This is a genomic window from Hydrogenophaga sp., from assembly GCF_019635465.1.
Taxonomy (GTDB): domain Bacteria; phylum Pseudomonadota; class Gammaproteobacteria; order Burkholderiales; family Burkholderiaceae_C; genus Hydrogenophaga.
In genome coordinates this window covers 19,669-33,729 of the sequence record NZ_JAHBZK010000021.1, presented here as the reverse complement: position 1 = coordinate 33,729, position 14,061 = coordinate 19,669, and the positions used below count along the sequence as shown (strand labels likewise).

The following is a 14,061-nucleotide window of genomic DNA, read 5'->3' as shown; positions in this document are numbered from 1 at the left end:
CCCAGAGGAGGAGACAAGGCCATGTGGCTTCGCAATTGCTGGTACGTGATCGCCTGGGATCACGAAATTCCGTCGGCCGATTCGCCGACGCTGTTCACGCGCACCGTGCTCGGCGAGCCGGTGCTGGTCTACCGCACCCAGGCGGGTGATCTGGTCGCGCTGGAAGACCGCTGCTGCCATCGGCACGCACCCCTGTCGGTGGGGCGGCGCGAGGGCGACTGCGTGCGCTGCGGCTACCACGGGCTCAAGTTCGACCCCCGCGGCCAGTGTGTGGAGGCACCGGGCATCGAGATCGTGCCGGCCAAGGCGCGCGTCAAGCGCTACCCGATGGTGCTCAGGAACAAGTGGGTGTTCGTGTGGATGGGCGACCCGGCGCTGGCCGACGACGCGCTGCTGCCCGACAACTTCAGCTGCGATTCGCCGGACTGGCAGAACAAGCCCGGCTACCTGCACTACGACACACCGTACCTGCTGATCTGCGACAACCTGCTCGACTTCTCGCACCTGAGCTATGTGCACGAGAAGTCGCTGGGCGGCTCCACGCGCATCGCGCAGGCGCGGCCGACGATCGAGCCCGTGGCCGGGGCCCATGCCGACTGGCCGCAGATGGGCATCAAGGTGTCGCGCCAGGTCAGTGACGTGCCGCCGCCGCCGTTCTACCAACGCTTTCGCAGCTTCGACACCAACCTGGACCGCTGGTTCGTCTACGAATTCCTGTTGCCGGGCACGCTGCTGATGCACTCTGGCGGGCGTCCGACCGGGCAGGCACCCGACGCCGCCGGTCCCTCGGTGCGTCTGCACTCGTGCCAGACCCTGACGCCCGAGACGGCCACCACCACGCACTACTTCTTCCAGCAGTCGCACCCCACGGGCGAGGGCGACGCCAGCGTGACCGAGAGCATCTACAACAGCCTGATCGGCGCCTTCAACGAAGACCGCGACATGATCACCGCGCAGCACCGCAACATTCAGCACAACCCCACGCTGCCGATGTTGCCGCTGGCGATGGACGCGGCGCTGATCCAGTTCCGTCGCCTGCTCGAAGCGCGCGTGCGCGCCGAGCAGGAGGCGCAACGCCTGTCTGCGCAGCCCGCCCCGGTGGCCTGAGCCGCTTTTCCGTTCCCGTCCCACCACAACACATCCCGGAGACAAGCCCATGACCCGCAACCCCATCACCCTGGCCGCCCTGATGGCCATCGGCACCGCCGCCAGCGCGCAGACCGTGCTCAACGTGTCGACCTGGCTGCCACCGGCGCACGGCGCCACCGTGGCCCAGAACCAGTGGTGCGAAGCCGTCGAGAAAGAAACCAAGGGCAGCGTCAAGTGCAACCTGTTGCCCAAGGCGGTGTCGGCGCCCCCCGGCACCTTCGATGCGGTGCGCGATGGCCTGGCCGACGTGTCGTTCACGGTGGACGGTTACACGCCCGGCCGCTTCGTCTTCACCCAGGTGGCCGAGTTCCCCTTCCTGGGCGACAGCTCCACCGCCACCACGGTGGCCTACCAGCGCATCTACAACAAGTACTTCGCGCCGCTGGGCGAGCACAAGGGCGTGAAGACGCTGGCCGTGTTCACGCACGGCCCAGGCATCATCTTCACCGTCAAGCAGCCGGTGGGCAGCGCGGCCGACGCGGCCAAACTCAAGTTCCGCATCGGTGGCGGCAACATCAACGAGTTGTCCAAGCTGATGGGCTGGAACACCACGCTCAAGCCCGCCACCGAATCCTTCGAGCTGCTGTCCACCGGCGTGATGGACGGCACCTTCTTCCCCGACGAGTCGCTGCAGTCCATGCGGCTGAGCATGGTCAAGTACGCCACCACCTTCCCCGGCGGCCTCTACAACACCAGCTTCGTATTCATGATGAATCAGGGCAAGTACGACGCCCTCAAGCCCGAAGAGAAGGCCGCCATCGACAAGGTCTCGGGCGAGGCCGCGGCGCGCCTGTTTGCCGCCGGCTGGGACCGCACCGACGCCGCCTCGCGCGAGATCCAGAAGACCACCGGCGTGCAACGCCAGATGGCCAACGAGGCCTTCATCAACGATGTGAAGGCCAAGCAGTCGCAGCTGGAAGACAAGTGGGTGGCGGCAGCGGAAGCGCGCGGCCTCAAGAACGCGCGCGCGGTGCTGGCCGAGTTCCGCGCCGAGACGCAGAAGATGAAGTGAGGCGGGGGCTTACCCGGCCAGCGCCGGGAACAGCTTGATCAGCCCGTTGGCCATGACCTCGACCGCCAGCGCGGCGAGGATCAGGCCCATCAGCCGGGTCATGACGTTGATGCCGGTCTGGCCGAGCCCGCGTGCAATGGGTTCGGCCAGCGCAAAGCACAGCGCCGTGGCCAGCGCCACCACCACGCCGTAGCCCACCAGCGCGGCGTGCTGCAGAAAGGTCTTGGCCTGGTCGGCGTAGATCACCACAGTGGACATGCTGGCCGGCCCCGTGAGCAAGGGAATCGTCAGCGGCACCACCGCAATGCTGGTGCGCGACGAGGCGTCGCTCACCTCCTGCTCGGTGGCCTTGGCCTCGGCCGGTCGCGCATTGAGCATGGACAGCGCCGAGGTGAGCAGCAGCATGCCGCCGCCGACCTGGAAGCTGGCCAGCGAGATCGAGAAGAACTCGAGGATCTGCAGCCCGATGAGCGCGCAGGTGGCGATGACCGCGAACGCGCTGATCGAGGAGATCAGCACCGTGCGCTGGCGCTGCTTGCGGCTGAAGCCCTGCGTGTAATGGATGAAGAAGGGCACGATCGCCAACGGGTTGACGATCGCCAGCAGGGTGATGAGGGGTTTGAAGTCCACGGCGTCGGGCGAGCTGCGTTGTGCGTTGTGCGTTGTGCGTTGGGCGTTGTGCGTTGTGCGTTGGGCGTTGGGCGTTGGGCGTTGGGCGTGGATTTTGCGCCCGCCAACATGCGCACGCTCAACGAGAAACGCACAACGCTCAACTGGGATGTTCCGGTGCCCGAAGGCGGAACATCCCATGCCCTTCCATGCGCAGTACCGGCTCGCCGTGCTGGTTGACCATCTCCCAGCTGGTGCGCACCAGGCCCACGTCGGGGCGGCGGGCCATCACGCGTTTCTCGTGAATGGTGTGGCGCAGCGTGAGCGTGTCGCCGGGGAACACCGGCTTGAGCCACTTCAGGCTGTCCAGGCCGGGCGAGCCCAGGCTGGAGGTCTCGTGCAGGAAGTTGGTCACCATCAGGCGCATGGCCATGGCGCAGGTGTGCCAGCCACTGGCGCACAGCGCGCCAAACACCGAGTCCTTGGCGGCCTCGGGGTCGAGGTGAAACGGTTGCGGGTCCCATTGGCTGGCAAAGGCCACGATCTCCTCGGCCGTGGGGGTGATGCTGCCGAGCTCGCGCACCTCGCCGGTCTGCAGATCTTCCCACCAGATGCGGGGTTCCTTCTTGGTGACACCCATCAGCGGCCTCCCGAGACGTCGACCAGGCTCATGGTCGTGTAGCTGGCCGCGTCCGACAGCAGCCAGACGATCGCCTCGGCCACTTCCTCCGGGCGGCCGCCGCGCTGCATCGGCACCAGGTGCTGCAGGTCGCGCACGCGGTTGGGCAGGCCGCCGCTGGCGTGGATGTCGGTTTCGATCAGGCCCGGGCGCACCGCATTGACGCGCACACCCTCGTCGGCCACCTCGCGCGCCAGGCCGACGGTGAACACGTCGATGGCACCCTTGGCCGCGGCGTAGTCCACGTACTGACCGGCCGAGCCCAGGCGCGACGCGGCGCTGGAGACGTTGACGATCGCGCCGCCGCTGCCGCCGTGCTTCGTGCTCATGCGGCGCACCGCCTCGCGGGCACACAGCATGCTGCCGATGACGTTGATGTCGAACATGCGGCGCCAGCGCGCCACGCTCATCTCGTCGATGCGGGCGGTGACGTCGACCACGCCGGCGTTGTTGACCAGCCCGCTGAGCCGACCGAACTTGGCGTCGATGTGCTCGAACATGCGCAGCACCTGCGCCTCGTCGGCGACGTCGGCCTGCACCGCCATGGCCTGGCCACCGTTGGCGCGGGTGGCGCGCACCACCTCATCGGCGGCCAGCGAGTTGGCGGTGTAGTTCACCGCCACTGCCCAGCCTTGGCGCGCCGCCAGGTGGCAGGTGGCCGCTCCGATGCCGCGCGAGCCGCCCGTCACCAGCAAAACCTTGTTGTCCATACCCGATCTCCTGCAACTGTCGCGCGCATCGCGTACAAGATCGCCTTCGCGGCCCCTGCCAGCGCGCCAATGTCGGGCGCCATTACAACAGCCACCGGAGACTTCGATGCGTCACAAGGTCGACTACTACTTCGCCACCATGAGCCCCTGGGCTTACCTGGGCCACGAGCGCTTCGTGCGCATGGCCCGCGCCACCAACGCCGAGGTGCGCGTGCGCCCCATGGACCTGGGCAAGATCTTTCCGCTCTCGGGGGGCTTGCCGCTGGGCAAGCGCGCCCCGCAGCGCCAGGCCTATCGCCTGGTCGAGCTGCAGCGCTACCGCGACTGGCTGCAGTTGCCGCTGAACCTGCACCCCAAGCACTTTCCGGTGGCGGGCGACCCGTCCGCGCGCCTGATCAGCGTCGTGGCCGAGCAGGACGGCGCCGAGGCCGCGCTGCGTCTGAGTGGCGCGGTGATGTCGGCCGTGTGGGCGCAGGAGCGCGACATCGCCGACACCGCCACGCTGGCGGCCTTGCTTGGCGAGGCTGGCCTGGACGCCGCGCGGCTCGCACAATCGCAGACCGACGCGGCGCAGGCGCTGGCCGATGCCCACACTCAGGCCGCCATCGACGTGAGCGTGTTCGGCTCACCGAGCTACGTGGTCGATGGCGAGATGTTCTGGGGCCAGGACCGGCTCGACTTCGTCGAACGTGCGCTGCAGAAGAACTGAGCGAGACCGAACAAACAAGCAGACAGACAGAGGACACCACCATGAGCGAAACCATCACCCTCACCGCGGCCGACGGCCACAGCTGCCCCGCCTATGTGGCCCGCCCAGCCGGCACGCCCAAGGGCGGCATCGTCGTCGTGCAGGAGATCTTCGGCGTCAACTCCCACATCCGCTCGGTGGCCGACGGCTATGCCGCCGCGGGCTACCTGGCGGTGGCGCCCAGCACCTTCTCGCGTGCCGGCCAGGCATCGCTGGAGCTGGGCTATGCCGAGGCCGACATGAAGCAGGGCTTCGGCCTCAAGACCGCGGTCGAGGAACTGCCCGCGCCGGGCGTGCTGGCCGACCTGCAGGCCGCGATCCAGTGGGCGGCACAGGCCGGCAAGGTCGGCATCGTTGGCTATTGCTGGGGTGGTCTGCTGACCTGGCGCGCCGCCTGCACGCTCAAGGGCCTGAGCGCGGCCGCGCCCTATTACGGCGGTGGCATGACCACGCCCGACGAGGCGGCGCGCAAGCCCCAGGTGCCGGTGCTGGCGCACTTCGGCGACCAGGACCACTGGATCCCGCTCGACACGGTCGAGGCCTTCAAGAAGGCCCAACCCGGTGTCACGGTGCACGTCTACCAGGCCAACCACGGCTTCAACTGCGACCAGCGCGGCGCGTACAACGAGGCCGCGGCCAAACTGGCCCGCGAACGCACGCTGGCCTTCTTTGCCCAGCACGTGGGCTGAGGCCATGTGGCGCGCCTGGCTGGGTGGGTTGCTCGGCGGGGCGCTGGCGCTGGCCGCCACCGGTGCGGCGGCCGAGCCCTACCGCGGGCCGCTGTTCGATGCCCACCTGCACTACAACGTCGAGGCCTGCGCCCACAGCAGCGAGCGCAGCGCCGATTGCCCCTACCCCCTGAGCGACGTGCTGGCGCGCATGCAGCGCAACGGTGTGCGCGCCATCGTCGCCAACTCGCGCCCCAACGAGGGCACGCGGGCGCTGGCGGCGGCCCAGGACGCCGCGCGCGCGGCGGGTGTGGCCGTGGTGCCTTTCGTGCGGCTCTACCGCAACCGGGCCGACTACAACAATTGGTTCCGCGACCCGAGCATCGCAACCATGGTCGACACCGAGCTGGCGCGCGGCACGGCCATGGGGCCGTACCGCGGCCTGGGTGAATTCCACCTCTACGACAGCGCCAACGCCGACGGTCCGATCGCGAAACAACTCATGGCGCTGGCCGACCGGCAAGGCCTGGCCGTGCTCGCGCATGTGGACGACGACGCCATCGACAAGCTCATGGCACACGGGGCATCCAAAGGGCGGGACACCCGCCTGATTTGGGCGCATACCGGCATTGGCGGCTCGCCCGTGGCACGGGTGGACCAACTGCTCGCGCGCTACCCGCAGCTGATGGGCGAGCTGTCCTACCGCCCGGGGCTCACCTGTGGCGACGGCCAGCTGTGCCCCGAGTGGCGCGCGCTGCTGCTCAAGTACCCCGACCGCTTCCTGATCGGCTCCGATACCTGGGTCAACCAGCGCTGGGAAGCCTACGACAGCCTGATGCAGGGCTACCGCGCCTGGCTGGGCACGCTGCCCTCCGACGTGGCCCAACGCATCGCCTGGGGCAACGGCGCACGACTCTTTGGCCTGCCCGAACCCACACCGCTTCGATGATCAAGCTGCACTACTCCCCCAGCACCGCGGCCATGGTGCCGCACATCCTGCTCGAAGAACTCGGCGTGCCCTATGAACGTGTGCTCATCGACCGCGAGCACGGCGGACTCGACTCGGCCGCCTACCGCGCGCTCAACCCCAATGGCCTGATCCCGGTGCTGGTCGACGGCGATCTGGTGCTGTACGAGACGGCCGCCATCGCGTTGCACCTGGCCGACACCCACCCCGAGGCCGGGTTGATGCCGCCGCTGGCGTCGGCCGGGCGCGCGCACGCCTACAAATGGCTGCTGTCGCTGGCCACCACGTTGCAGATGACGCTGATCGTCTACTTCTACCCGCACCGCTGGGTGAACGACGGCAACGTGGCCGGTGCCGAGGAAGTCAAGGCCGTGGCGCAGCGCCGCATCGCGCCGCTGCTGGACCAGCTCGATGCCGAGCTCGCGCGCCACGGTGGCCTGTGGTTCCTGGGCGATCGCTATTCGGTGCTCGACGCCTATGTGTTCACACTGTGCCGCTGGACACGCCACTTTGCGCAGGGCGCGGCGCGCGAGCGGCTGCACCTGGGCGCCTTGTTGCAGCGGGTGCTGGCGCGCCCGGCGGTGCAGCGCGTGATGGCCAACGAAGGCCTGGGCCCGCCCTACGTCTGAAGGCTCAGCGGCCCGACGAGCGCAGGTAGCGCTTGCGCCAGAAATACGCGCTCAGGCCCACGGCCACAAACACCATCGAGCCCATGGCCCACCAGAAGCCGGTGCGGTCGTGCAGGAAGGGAATGAACTCGAAGTTCATGCCGAAGATGCCCGCGATGAGGTTGAGCGGCAGGAAGACGGCGGTGAGCGCCGTCAGCGTGCGCATGATGTCGTTGGTGCGGTTGCTTTGCGCCGAGAAGTGCATCTGCACCGCGGTCTCGGCGTTTTGCTCCAGCCGGCGCACGTGGTGCACCACGCGCTCGATGTGCTCGAGCACGTCGCGGCTGCGCACCTTGAGCAGCTCCAGCCCGCGCTGGCCGCCGATGGGCTCGATCGGGTCCCAGTCTTCCAGCGCTTCGATCCAGTCCTGCACGGCGCTGCGCTGGTCTTCGCAGATTTCGTCGAGCTGGTGCAGCGAAATGCGCGCGTCCAGCAGTGAGCCCCAGTTGGTGAAGCGCTGGCGCGGGCTGAGCAGTTCGGACTGCCAGTGGTCGAGCTGGCGGGTGAGTTCGCGGCGCAGGTCCAGATAGCCGTCGACCATCAGGTTGACGATGCGCAGCATGGTGTCGGCCGGGCTCACCGGCAGGCTCACACCGGCGGTGCGCGAGGCGCTGGTCGCGCTGGCCAGCAGGCGGTTCGAGTAGTGATCGAGCACGCCGCAGCCGGCCGGGTGCACCGTCAGCAGCACACGGTCGAACACCGCAAAGCCCACCGGGCTGGTGTCGATGCGGCGCAGCACCGGCGGGCCGCTGCGCTTGACGTGTTCGGTGAGGATGGTGCCCGGCTCGCTGATGTCGGTCTCGGCCTGACCCGCGGCCAGGCGGCGAAACACCAGGATGTCGTAGCGCGAGGTGTAGTCGTAGTGCGAGGGCAGCTGGTTGTTGAGCAGGTCGTTGACGTGCAGGTCCACCAGCGTGGTGCCGCACATGACCTGCAACGTGGCCTGCACGTGGCCGTGCTCCAACTCGAACTCGCGCCGGCCGCAGGCCACCCAGATGAAGCCGCGCGGCGGCAGCACCATGGGCAGCGTGCCGGTCTCGCTGACGGCGCCGGGCTGGACATGAAAGACACGCATCCCGACGGTGCTCCGTTCAGCCGCGCAGCAGGCGCGCCGCGTCGCGCGCGAAGTAGGTGAGGATGCCGTCGGCGCCGGCGCGCTTGAAGGCCAGCAGGCTCTCCATCATCACGGCGTCGTGGTCGAGCCAGCCGTTCTGGGCCGCGGCCTTGAGCATGGCGTACTCGCCGCTGACCTGGTAGGCGAAGGTCGGCATGGCGAACTCGTACTTCACGCGGCGCACGATGTCCAGGTAAGGCATGCCGGGCTTGACCATCACCATGTCGGCGCCCTCGGCGATGTCCATCGCCACCTCGCGCAGGGCTTCGTTGGTGTTGCCGGGGTCCATCTGGTAGACCTTCTTGTCGGCCTTGCCCAGGTTGGCGGCCGAGCCCACCGCGTCGCGGAACGGGCCATAGAAGGCGCTGGCGTACTTGGCGCTGTAGGCCATGATGCGTGTGTGCACCTGGCCAGCGCTTTCGAGTGCGCTGCGGATGGCGCCGATGCGCCCGTCCATCATGTCGCTGGGTGCGACGATGTCCACGCCCGCAGCCGCCTGCGCCAGCGCCTGCTTCACCAGGATCGCCACCGTCGGGTCGTTGAGGATGTAGTTGTGCGCGTCGAGCACGCCGTCCTGGCCGTGGCTGGTGTAAGGGTCCAGCGCCACATCGGTCATCACGCCCAGCTGCGGAAAGCGCTGCTTGAGCGCGGCCACCACGCGCGGGATCAGACCGTCGGGGTTCATCGCCTCCTGGCCATCCGGCGTTTTCAACGACGGATCGATCACCGGGAACAAGGCCATCACCGGGATGCCCAGGTTCACGCAGTCTTCGGCCACCGGCAGCAAGAGGTCCAGGCTCAGGCGTTCCACGCCAGGCATGGAGCCCACGGCCTCGCGCCGGTTCTGGCCGTCGAGCACGAAGACCGGGTAGATCAGGTCCGAAGGATGCAGGCGGTGCTCGCGCACCAGCTCACGGGTGAAGGCGTCGCGCCGCAAGCGGCGCGGCCGGGTGGCGGGATAGGGGGCAGGGGTGTGCATGCCGCCATTGTGGCAAAAGGCCCGCGACCCCGGCATGACGCGCCCAAGGCCTGATTTCAGTGGCCCACAACGTGCGGCAATACACGAAAACTAAAACTTCCCGCTTCGTTCGGTGGTTCGAAATCCCCAGGGGGTAGCGACAATTTCATCAACGCGCACCGCCCGGCCTTCGGCAACGACCTTCGGTCCCGGGCGCCGCGATCGATGGACACACTGTGAAACTCCAAATGGCCTCGCTCAAAAAGGACCTCCCAGGCGCCCCCGGGGCAGCGGGGAAGGCGCGCGAACCCGCGCCCTGGTCCTTGTCGGAACACGGCCCGGCGCTGCTGGCGTCGGCGGCCGAACAGATTGGCGATGCGCTGCAAGCCCTGCAGGCGGGCATCGACCAGCTCGATGCCGAGCAGCGCCTCGGCCCCAAACACCAGTGGACGCTGGGCGTGCCCATGGCGCGTATCAAGCGGCTGTCGGTGGTGATGCAGCAGCTGCAGCGCTTCCATTCGGGGCGCATCCGTCAGTCCCACGAGAAGGTCGATCTGGCGCAGCTGGCCGAGGGCTTGCTGCAGGAGCGGCGCAAGGAGTTCACGCTGATGGGCGTGGAAATGCGGCGCAAGCTCAAGCCGGTGGACGTGCTGATCGACCCGACCATTGCGCACGCCTTCCTGACCGCGATGCTCGACTGGGCCTTGCCCCTGGGGCGACGCATCGATGTGCGCGTGGACATCAACAACTGGCCGCCCCACGCACGGATTCAAGTGCGCATTCATGGCGACGAAGCGCCGCCGTCGAGCCATACGGGGTCGCTGGACAACCTGGACTGGGCCCTGGTGCGCCAGATCGCGATGACCGCTGGCGGCATCGACATCACACGCGATGTGTCGGGCGAAGGCATCACCGCCACCGCACTGTTCCAGCGCACGGCACAGGCGGTTGACGGCATCTCCGCCATCGACATCAGCGACGACCACTCGTCGATGTTCAAGTCGCTGCAGACCGTCTACGCCCTGGTGGTCTCGCCTTCGCTGCAGGTGCGCGCCGACGTGCGCGACGCGCTGCGCGAGATCGGCGTCAGTGCCGACAGCGTGATCGATCTGCAGCAGGCGCGCGATGCGATCGCGCACCGCACGCCCGGCATCGTCGTCATCGACGCGGACCTCAAGGGCCCCGAGTTCGACCAATTCCGCCGTGACGTGCTGCGCGAGTTGCTCGACATGCCGTTCGTGGAAATCTCACCCGACGACAGCTCGTTTGCGATGTCGGGCTTCAGCGAAAACTCCATGGCCCGTGTGGGCCGCGGCAACATCCGCGACGCGCTGGGCACCGCGGTGATGTTCGAACTCGCCAAGTCCATGTGAGGGCAGGCACCAGTTGAGGAGCGGCGAAGCGTCGCACCAGAGGGGGGTCACTTCGGGGCCCCCCTCGCCATTTGGGGCTCACTGATCGTGGGTGCAGCGCCCGGCCAGCAAGGCTTCGCCCCAATGCCACGGGCCGGTGAGCGTGAGCGTGATCTCGACCCACTCGCCGTCCTTGCGTTGCTGCAGGTCGGCGTCCCACGCGCCACCGTCGTCGAGTGCACCGCGGGGGCCTGGCGCCCGCGCGTCGGCCTGTGCCAGCACCGTTTGCGCCTCGGTCAGCACCGCCGCCACTTCGTGTGCGCGCACGCTGGCCATGGCTTCCCAGGTGCCGGTGTCGTCGCCGTTGTCGATGGCGTCAAAGATCAGGTACATCGCGCGATGGTACGAACCGACCCGTCCGGCCAAAAAACAAGGCGCCCTTGGGCGCCTTGCGCTGGGTCAGGTCGGTGTGCTCAGCCGGCTGCCTTCACCTTCAGGCGCCAGGCGTGCAGCAGCGGCTCGGTGTAGCCGCTGGGTTGCTCCTTGCCCTTGAAGACCAGGTCCAGCGCGGCCTTGTACGCCATGCTGGTCTTGGCGTTGCCGGCCATGGGCTTGTAGAGCTTGTCGCCCGCGTTCTGCTTGTCGACCTTGGCGGCCATGCGCTCGAAGGTGTCGCGCACCTGCTTCTCGCTCACCACGCCGTGGTGCAGCCAGTTGGCGATGTGCTGGCTGCTGATGCGCAGCGTGGCGCGGTCTTCCATCAGGCCGACGTCGTTGATGTCGGGCACCTTGGAGCAGCCCACGCCCTGGTCGACCCAGCGCACCACGTAGCCCAGGATGCCTTGTGCGTTGTTGTCGAGCTCGGCCTGCTTCTCTTCCGCGCTCCAGTTCGGGTTCGCACTCACCGGCACGGTGAGCAGGCCCGTCAGCAGGTTGTCGCGTTCCTTGTCGGCGTCGATCTTCTCGAGCTGCTTTTGCACGTCGCGCACCAGCACCTGGTGGTAGTGCATGGCGTGCAGCGTGGCACCGGTGGGGCTGGGCACCCAGGCGGTGTTGGCACCGGCCTTGGGGTGGCCGATCTTTTGTTCGAGCATGGCCTTCATCAGGTCGGGCATGGCCCACATGCCCTTGCCGATCTGCGCCTTGCCACGCAGGCCGCAACCCAGGCCGACCAGCACGTTGTTGCGTTCGTAGGCCTGGATCCAGGCGCTGGTCTTCATGTCGCCCTTGCGGACCATGGGGCCGGCCAGCATGGCGGTGTGCATCTCGTCACCAGTGCGGTCCAGGAAGCCGGTGTTGATGAAGGCCACGCGGTCCGCCGCAGCGGCGATGCAGGCCTTGAGGTTGACCGAGGTGCGGCGCTCCTCGTCCATGATGCCCAGCTTGACGGTGGCGGCGGGCAGGCCCAGCAGCTGTTCGACGCGGCCGAAGAGTTCGCTCGCGAAGGCCACTTCCTTGGGGCCGTGCATCTTGGGCTTGACGATGTAGACCGAGCCCTTGCGCGAGTTGCGGTAGGCGTGCTGCTTGTGCTTCTTGATGTCGTGGATGGCGATGGCCGTGGTGATGACCGCGTCCATGATGCCTTCGGGGATCTCCTTGCCCTCGGGGCCCCAGAGGATCGCGGGGTTGGTCATCAGGTGGCCGACGTTGCGCACGAACAGCAGCGAGCGGCCATGCAGGCGCACCGTCTTCTTGCCGTTGGGCGCGGTGTATTCGCGGTCCAGGCTCAAGCCGCGGGTGAGCGTCTTGCCGCCCTTTTCGAACGACTCGGTCAGCGTGCCTTGCAGAATGCCGAGCCAGTTGCGGTAGGCCAGCAGCTTGTCTTCGGCGTCGACGGCGGCCACCGAGTCCTCCAGGTCGAGGATGGTGGAGAGTGCGGCTTCGACCACCAGGTCGCTCATGCCGGCCGGATCGGTCTTGCCGATCGGGCTGTCGGGGCGGATCTGGATCTCCAGGTGCAGGCCGTTGTGCTCGAGCAGCACCGCCTTGGGCGCCTTGGCATCACCCTGGTAGCCCACGAACTGCGACTTGTGCTCGAGCTTGCTGGTCTTGCCGTCGGCCAGCGTCACCACCAGCTCACCGTCCTTGACGCGGTAGCCGCGCGAGCCCACGTGCGAGCCCTTCTTGAGCGGAGCGGTGCGGTCGAGCACGTAGCGCGCCCACTCGATCACCTTGGCGCCGCGCTTGGGGTTGTAGCCGCCCTTGGGACCCACCTTGCCGCAGCCTTTGTCTTCGCTGATCACGTCGGTGCCGTACAGCGCGTCGTAGAGCGAGCCCCAGCGCGCGTTGGCGGCGTTCAGTGCGTAGCGGGCGTTGAGGATGGGCACCACCAGCTGCGGGCCGGCCTGCACCGCCAGTTCGTCGTCCACGTTCTTGGTGGTGGCTTTGACCTTGCCCGCATCGGGCACGAGGTAGCCGATGGTCTCCAGGAACTTGCGGTAGCCCGCCATGTCGCGCACCGGGCCGGGGTTGGCGCTGTGCCACTTGTCCAGCTCGGTCTGCAGGCGATCGCGCTCGGCCAGCAGGGCGGCGTTCTTGGGGGCGAGCGCGTTGACCAGGGTGTCAAAGCCTTGCCAGAAGGCCGCGGGCGCCACGCCGGTGCCGGGCAGCACCTGGCCGTTGATGAAATCGTGCAGGGCGGTGTCGACTTGCAGGCTGTGGACTTGGGTTCTGGCGCTCATGGGTGGGCTCCGGATGGGTTGCTGAAAGAGAAGGGAAATCAGAAGAGGTCGAGCACCGCGCGCAGCGAGCTACCGATGGCCTCGGGCCGGTTGCCGAGCTGCTCGAACGGCATGGCGTTGCGGTTGATCCACAGCGTGCGGTAGCCGAACCAGGCGGCGCCGGCGGCGTCCCAGGCATTGCTGCTGACAAACAGGATCTGCCCGCGCGACAGGCCGGTGGCGCGTTCGCCGAGTTCGTACACCGCGGGTGCCACCTTGTACTGGCGCACCGCGTCTGCACTGATGACGTGGTCAAGCAGGCCGTCCAAACCGGCGCTGCGCAGCGCAATGCCGAGCATGTCCGGGTCGCCGTTGGAGAGGATGCCGGTGACCACGCCGCGCGCGCGCAGCGCCTGCAGCACCTCGCGGTTCTCGGGAAAGGCCGAGAGGTGGCGGTACTCGTTCATCAGGCTGGCCACCGCGTCCTCGTGCGGCGCGAAGTCGTCGATTGCCTGCGGCACGATGACCTGAATGGCGTAGCGCAGCGCGCTTTCGGTGATGTCCCAGAACGGGCGGTAGCGCGCCGGGTCACCGCTCATGGTGATGAGGCGGGTGTAGTCGATCTGGCGGTCGCGCCAGAGCACCGCCAGGCGCGCACCGCGTCCGGGGTACAACTGCTCGGCGCGCAGGCCGACGCTGTAAACGTCGAACAGCGTGCCATAGGCGTCAAAGAGCACGGCCAAAGGTTTGTCCATGGGGTCAGACTG

At 67.8% G+C, this 14,061-nt stretch carries 15 protein-coding genes; 7 read left to right on the top strand and 8 right to left on the bottom strand.

Annotated features, from left to right (window positions below):
* Positions 1-21 precede the first annotated feature (21 nt).
* Positions 22-1,107, top strand: coding sequence for an aromatic ring-hydroxylating dioxygenase subunit alpha (locus KF871_RS17200; protein ID WP_291145364.1), 1,086 nt, complete (start codon positions 22-24; stop codon positions 1,105-1,107).
* A 49-nt stretch (positions 1,108-1,156) separates the two neighbouring features.
* Positions 1,157-2,161 (top strand): TRAP transporter substrate-binding protein, encoded by a 1,005-nt coding sequence (locus KF871_RS17195; RefSeq protein WP_291145361.1) that lies wholly within the window; start codon positions 1,157-1,159, stop codon positions 2,159-2,161.
* A gap of 9 nt (positions 2,162-2,170) precedes the next feature.
* Here the strand turns inward: KF871_RS17195 and KF871_RS17190 are convergent, their stop codons facing one another.
* The 3 genes from KF871_RS17190 to KF871_RS17180 all read right to left on the bottom strand — a co-directional run bounded on the left by KF871_RS17190 (position 2,171) and on the right by KF871_RS17180 (position 4,159).
* Positions 2,171-2,791, bottom strand: coding sequence for a MarC family protein (locus KF871_RS17190; protein WP_291145357.1), 621 nt, complete (start codon positions 2,789-2,791; stop codon positions 2,171-2,173).
* 139 nt (positions 2,792-2,930) lie between these two features.
* Positions 2,931-3,410 carry a MaoC family dehydratase gene (locus KF871_RS17185; RefSeq protein WP_291145354.1) on the bottom strand — a complete coding sequence of 160 codons (480 nt, stop codon included), beginning with the start codon at positions 3,408-3,410 and terminating at the stop codon, positions 2,931-2,933.
* The gene (locus KF871_RS17180; RefSeq protein ID WP_291145352.1) at positions 3,410-4,159 is read right to left on the bottom strand and encodes an SDR family oxidoreductase; all 750 of its coding nucleotides are present in this window, start codon (positions 4,157-4,159) and stop codon (positions 3,410-3,412) included. The genes KF871_RS17185 and KF871_RS17180 overlap by 1 nt, the downstream gene beginning before the upstream one ends.
* A 106-nt stretch (positions 4,160-4,265) precedes the next feature.
* Between KF871_RS17180 and KF871_RS17175 the strand changes: the two genes are divergently transcribed.
* The 4 genes from KF871_RS17175 to KF871_RS17160 are packed head-to-tail and all read left to right on the top strand — an operon-like array spanning position 4,266 to position 7,171.
* The gene (locus KF871_RS17175) at positions 4,266-4,868 is read left to right on the top strand and encodes a 2-hydroxychromene-2-carboxylate isomerase (protein WP_291145350.1); all 603 of its coding nucleotides are present in this window, start codon (positions 4,266-4,268) and stop codon (positions 4,866-4,868) included.
* Between the two features lie 41 nt (positions 4,869-4,909).
* Positions 4,910-5,596 carry a dienelactone hydrolase family protein gene (locus KF871_RS17170; RefSeq protein WP_291145346.1) on the top strand — a complete coding sequence of 229 codons (687 nt, stop codon included), beginning with the start codon at positions 4,910-4,912 and terminating at the stop codon, positions 5,594-5,596.
* A gap of 4 nt (positions 5,597-5,600) precedes the next feature.
* The gene (locus KF871_RS17165) at positions 5,601-6,524 is read left to right on the top strand and encodes an amidohydrolase (protein ID WP_291145343.1); all 924 of its coding nucleotides are present in this window, start codon (positions 5,601-5,603) and stop codon (positions 6,522-6,524) included.
* Positions 6,521-7,171, top strand: a complete 651-nt coding sequence (locus KF871_RS17160) for a glutathione S-transferase family protein (protein ID WP_291145340.1) — start codon at positions 6,521-6,523, stop codon at positions 7,169-7,171. The genes KF871_RS17165 and KF871_RS17160 overlap by 4 nt, the downstream gene beginning before the upstream one ends.
* Before the next feature lie 4 nt (positions 7,172-7,175).
* Here KF871_RS17160 and KF871_RS17155 read toward each other — a convergent pair whose 3' ends face one another.
* Positions 7,176-8,285 carry a magnesium transporter CorA family protein gene (locus KF871_RS17155; protein WP_291145337.1) on the bottom strand — a complete coding sequence of 370 codons (1,110 nt, stop codon included), beginning with the start codon at positions 8,283-8,285 and terminating at the stop codon, positions 7,176-7,178.
* Positions 8,286-8,301: 16 nt separating this feature from the next.
* Positions 8,302-9,303 carry a porphobilinogen synthase gene (hemB, locus tag KF871_RS17150; protein WP_291145335.1) on the bottom strand — a complete coding sequence of 334 codons (1,002 nt, stop codon included), beginning with the start codon at positions 9,301-9,303 and terminating at the stop codon, positions 8,302-8,304.
* Positions 9,304-9,530: 227 nt separating this feature from the next.
* Between hemB and KF871_RS17145 the strand changes: the two genes are divergently transcribed.
* On the top strand, positions 9,531-10,655 hold the full coding sequence (locus KF871_RS17145; protein WP_291145333.1) for a hypothetical protein: 1,125 nt from the start codon (positions 9,531-9,533) through the stop codon (positions 10,653-10,655).
* A 78-nt stretch (positions 10,656-10,733) separates the two neighbouring features.
* Here KF871_RS17145 and KF871_RS17140 read toward each other — a convergent pair whose 3' ends face one another.
* The 3 genes from KF871_RS17140 to KF871_RS17130 all read right to left on the bottom strand — a co-directional run bounded on the left by KF871_RS17140 (position 10,734) and on the right by KF871_RS17130 (position 14,049).
* Positions 10,734-11,027 (bottom strand): hypothetical protein, encoded by a 294-nt coding sequence (locus tag KF871_RS17140; RefSeq protein WP_291145330.1) that lies wholly within the window; start codon positions 11,025-11,027, stop codon positions 10,734-10,736.
* Between the two features lie 80 nt (positions 11,028-11,107).
* Positions 11,108-13,315 carry a malate synthase G gene (locus tag KF871_RS17135; RefSeq protein WP_291145327.1) on the bottom strand — a complete coding sequence of 736 codons (2,208 nt, stop codon included), beginning with the start codon at positions 13,313-13,315 and terminating at the stop codon, positions 11,108-11,110.
* A 38-nt stretch (positions 13,316-13,353) separates the two neighbouring features.
* Positions 13,354-14,049: a haloacid dehalogenase type II gene (locus KF871_RS17130; RefSeq protein WP_291145324.1), complete on the bottom strand. Its 696-nt coding sequence runs from the start codon at positions 14,047-14,049 to the stop codon at positions 13,354-13,356.
* Between the last annotated feature and the right edge of the window lie 12 nt (positions 14,050-14,061).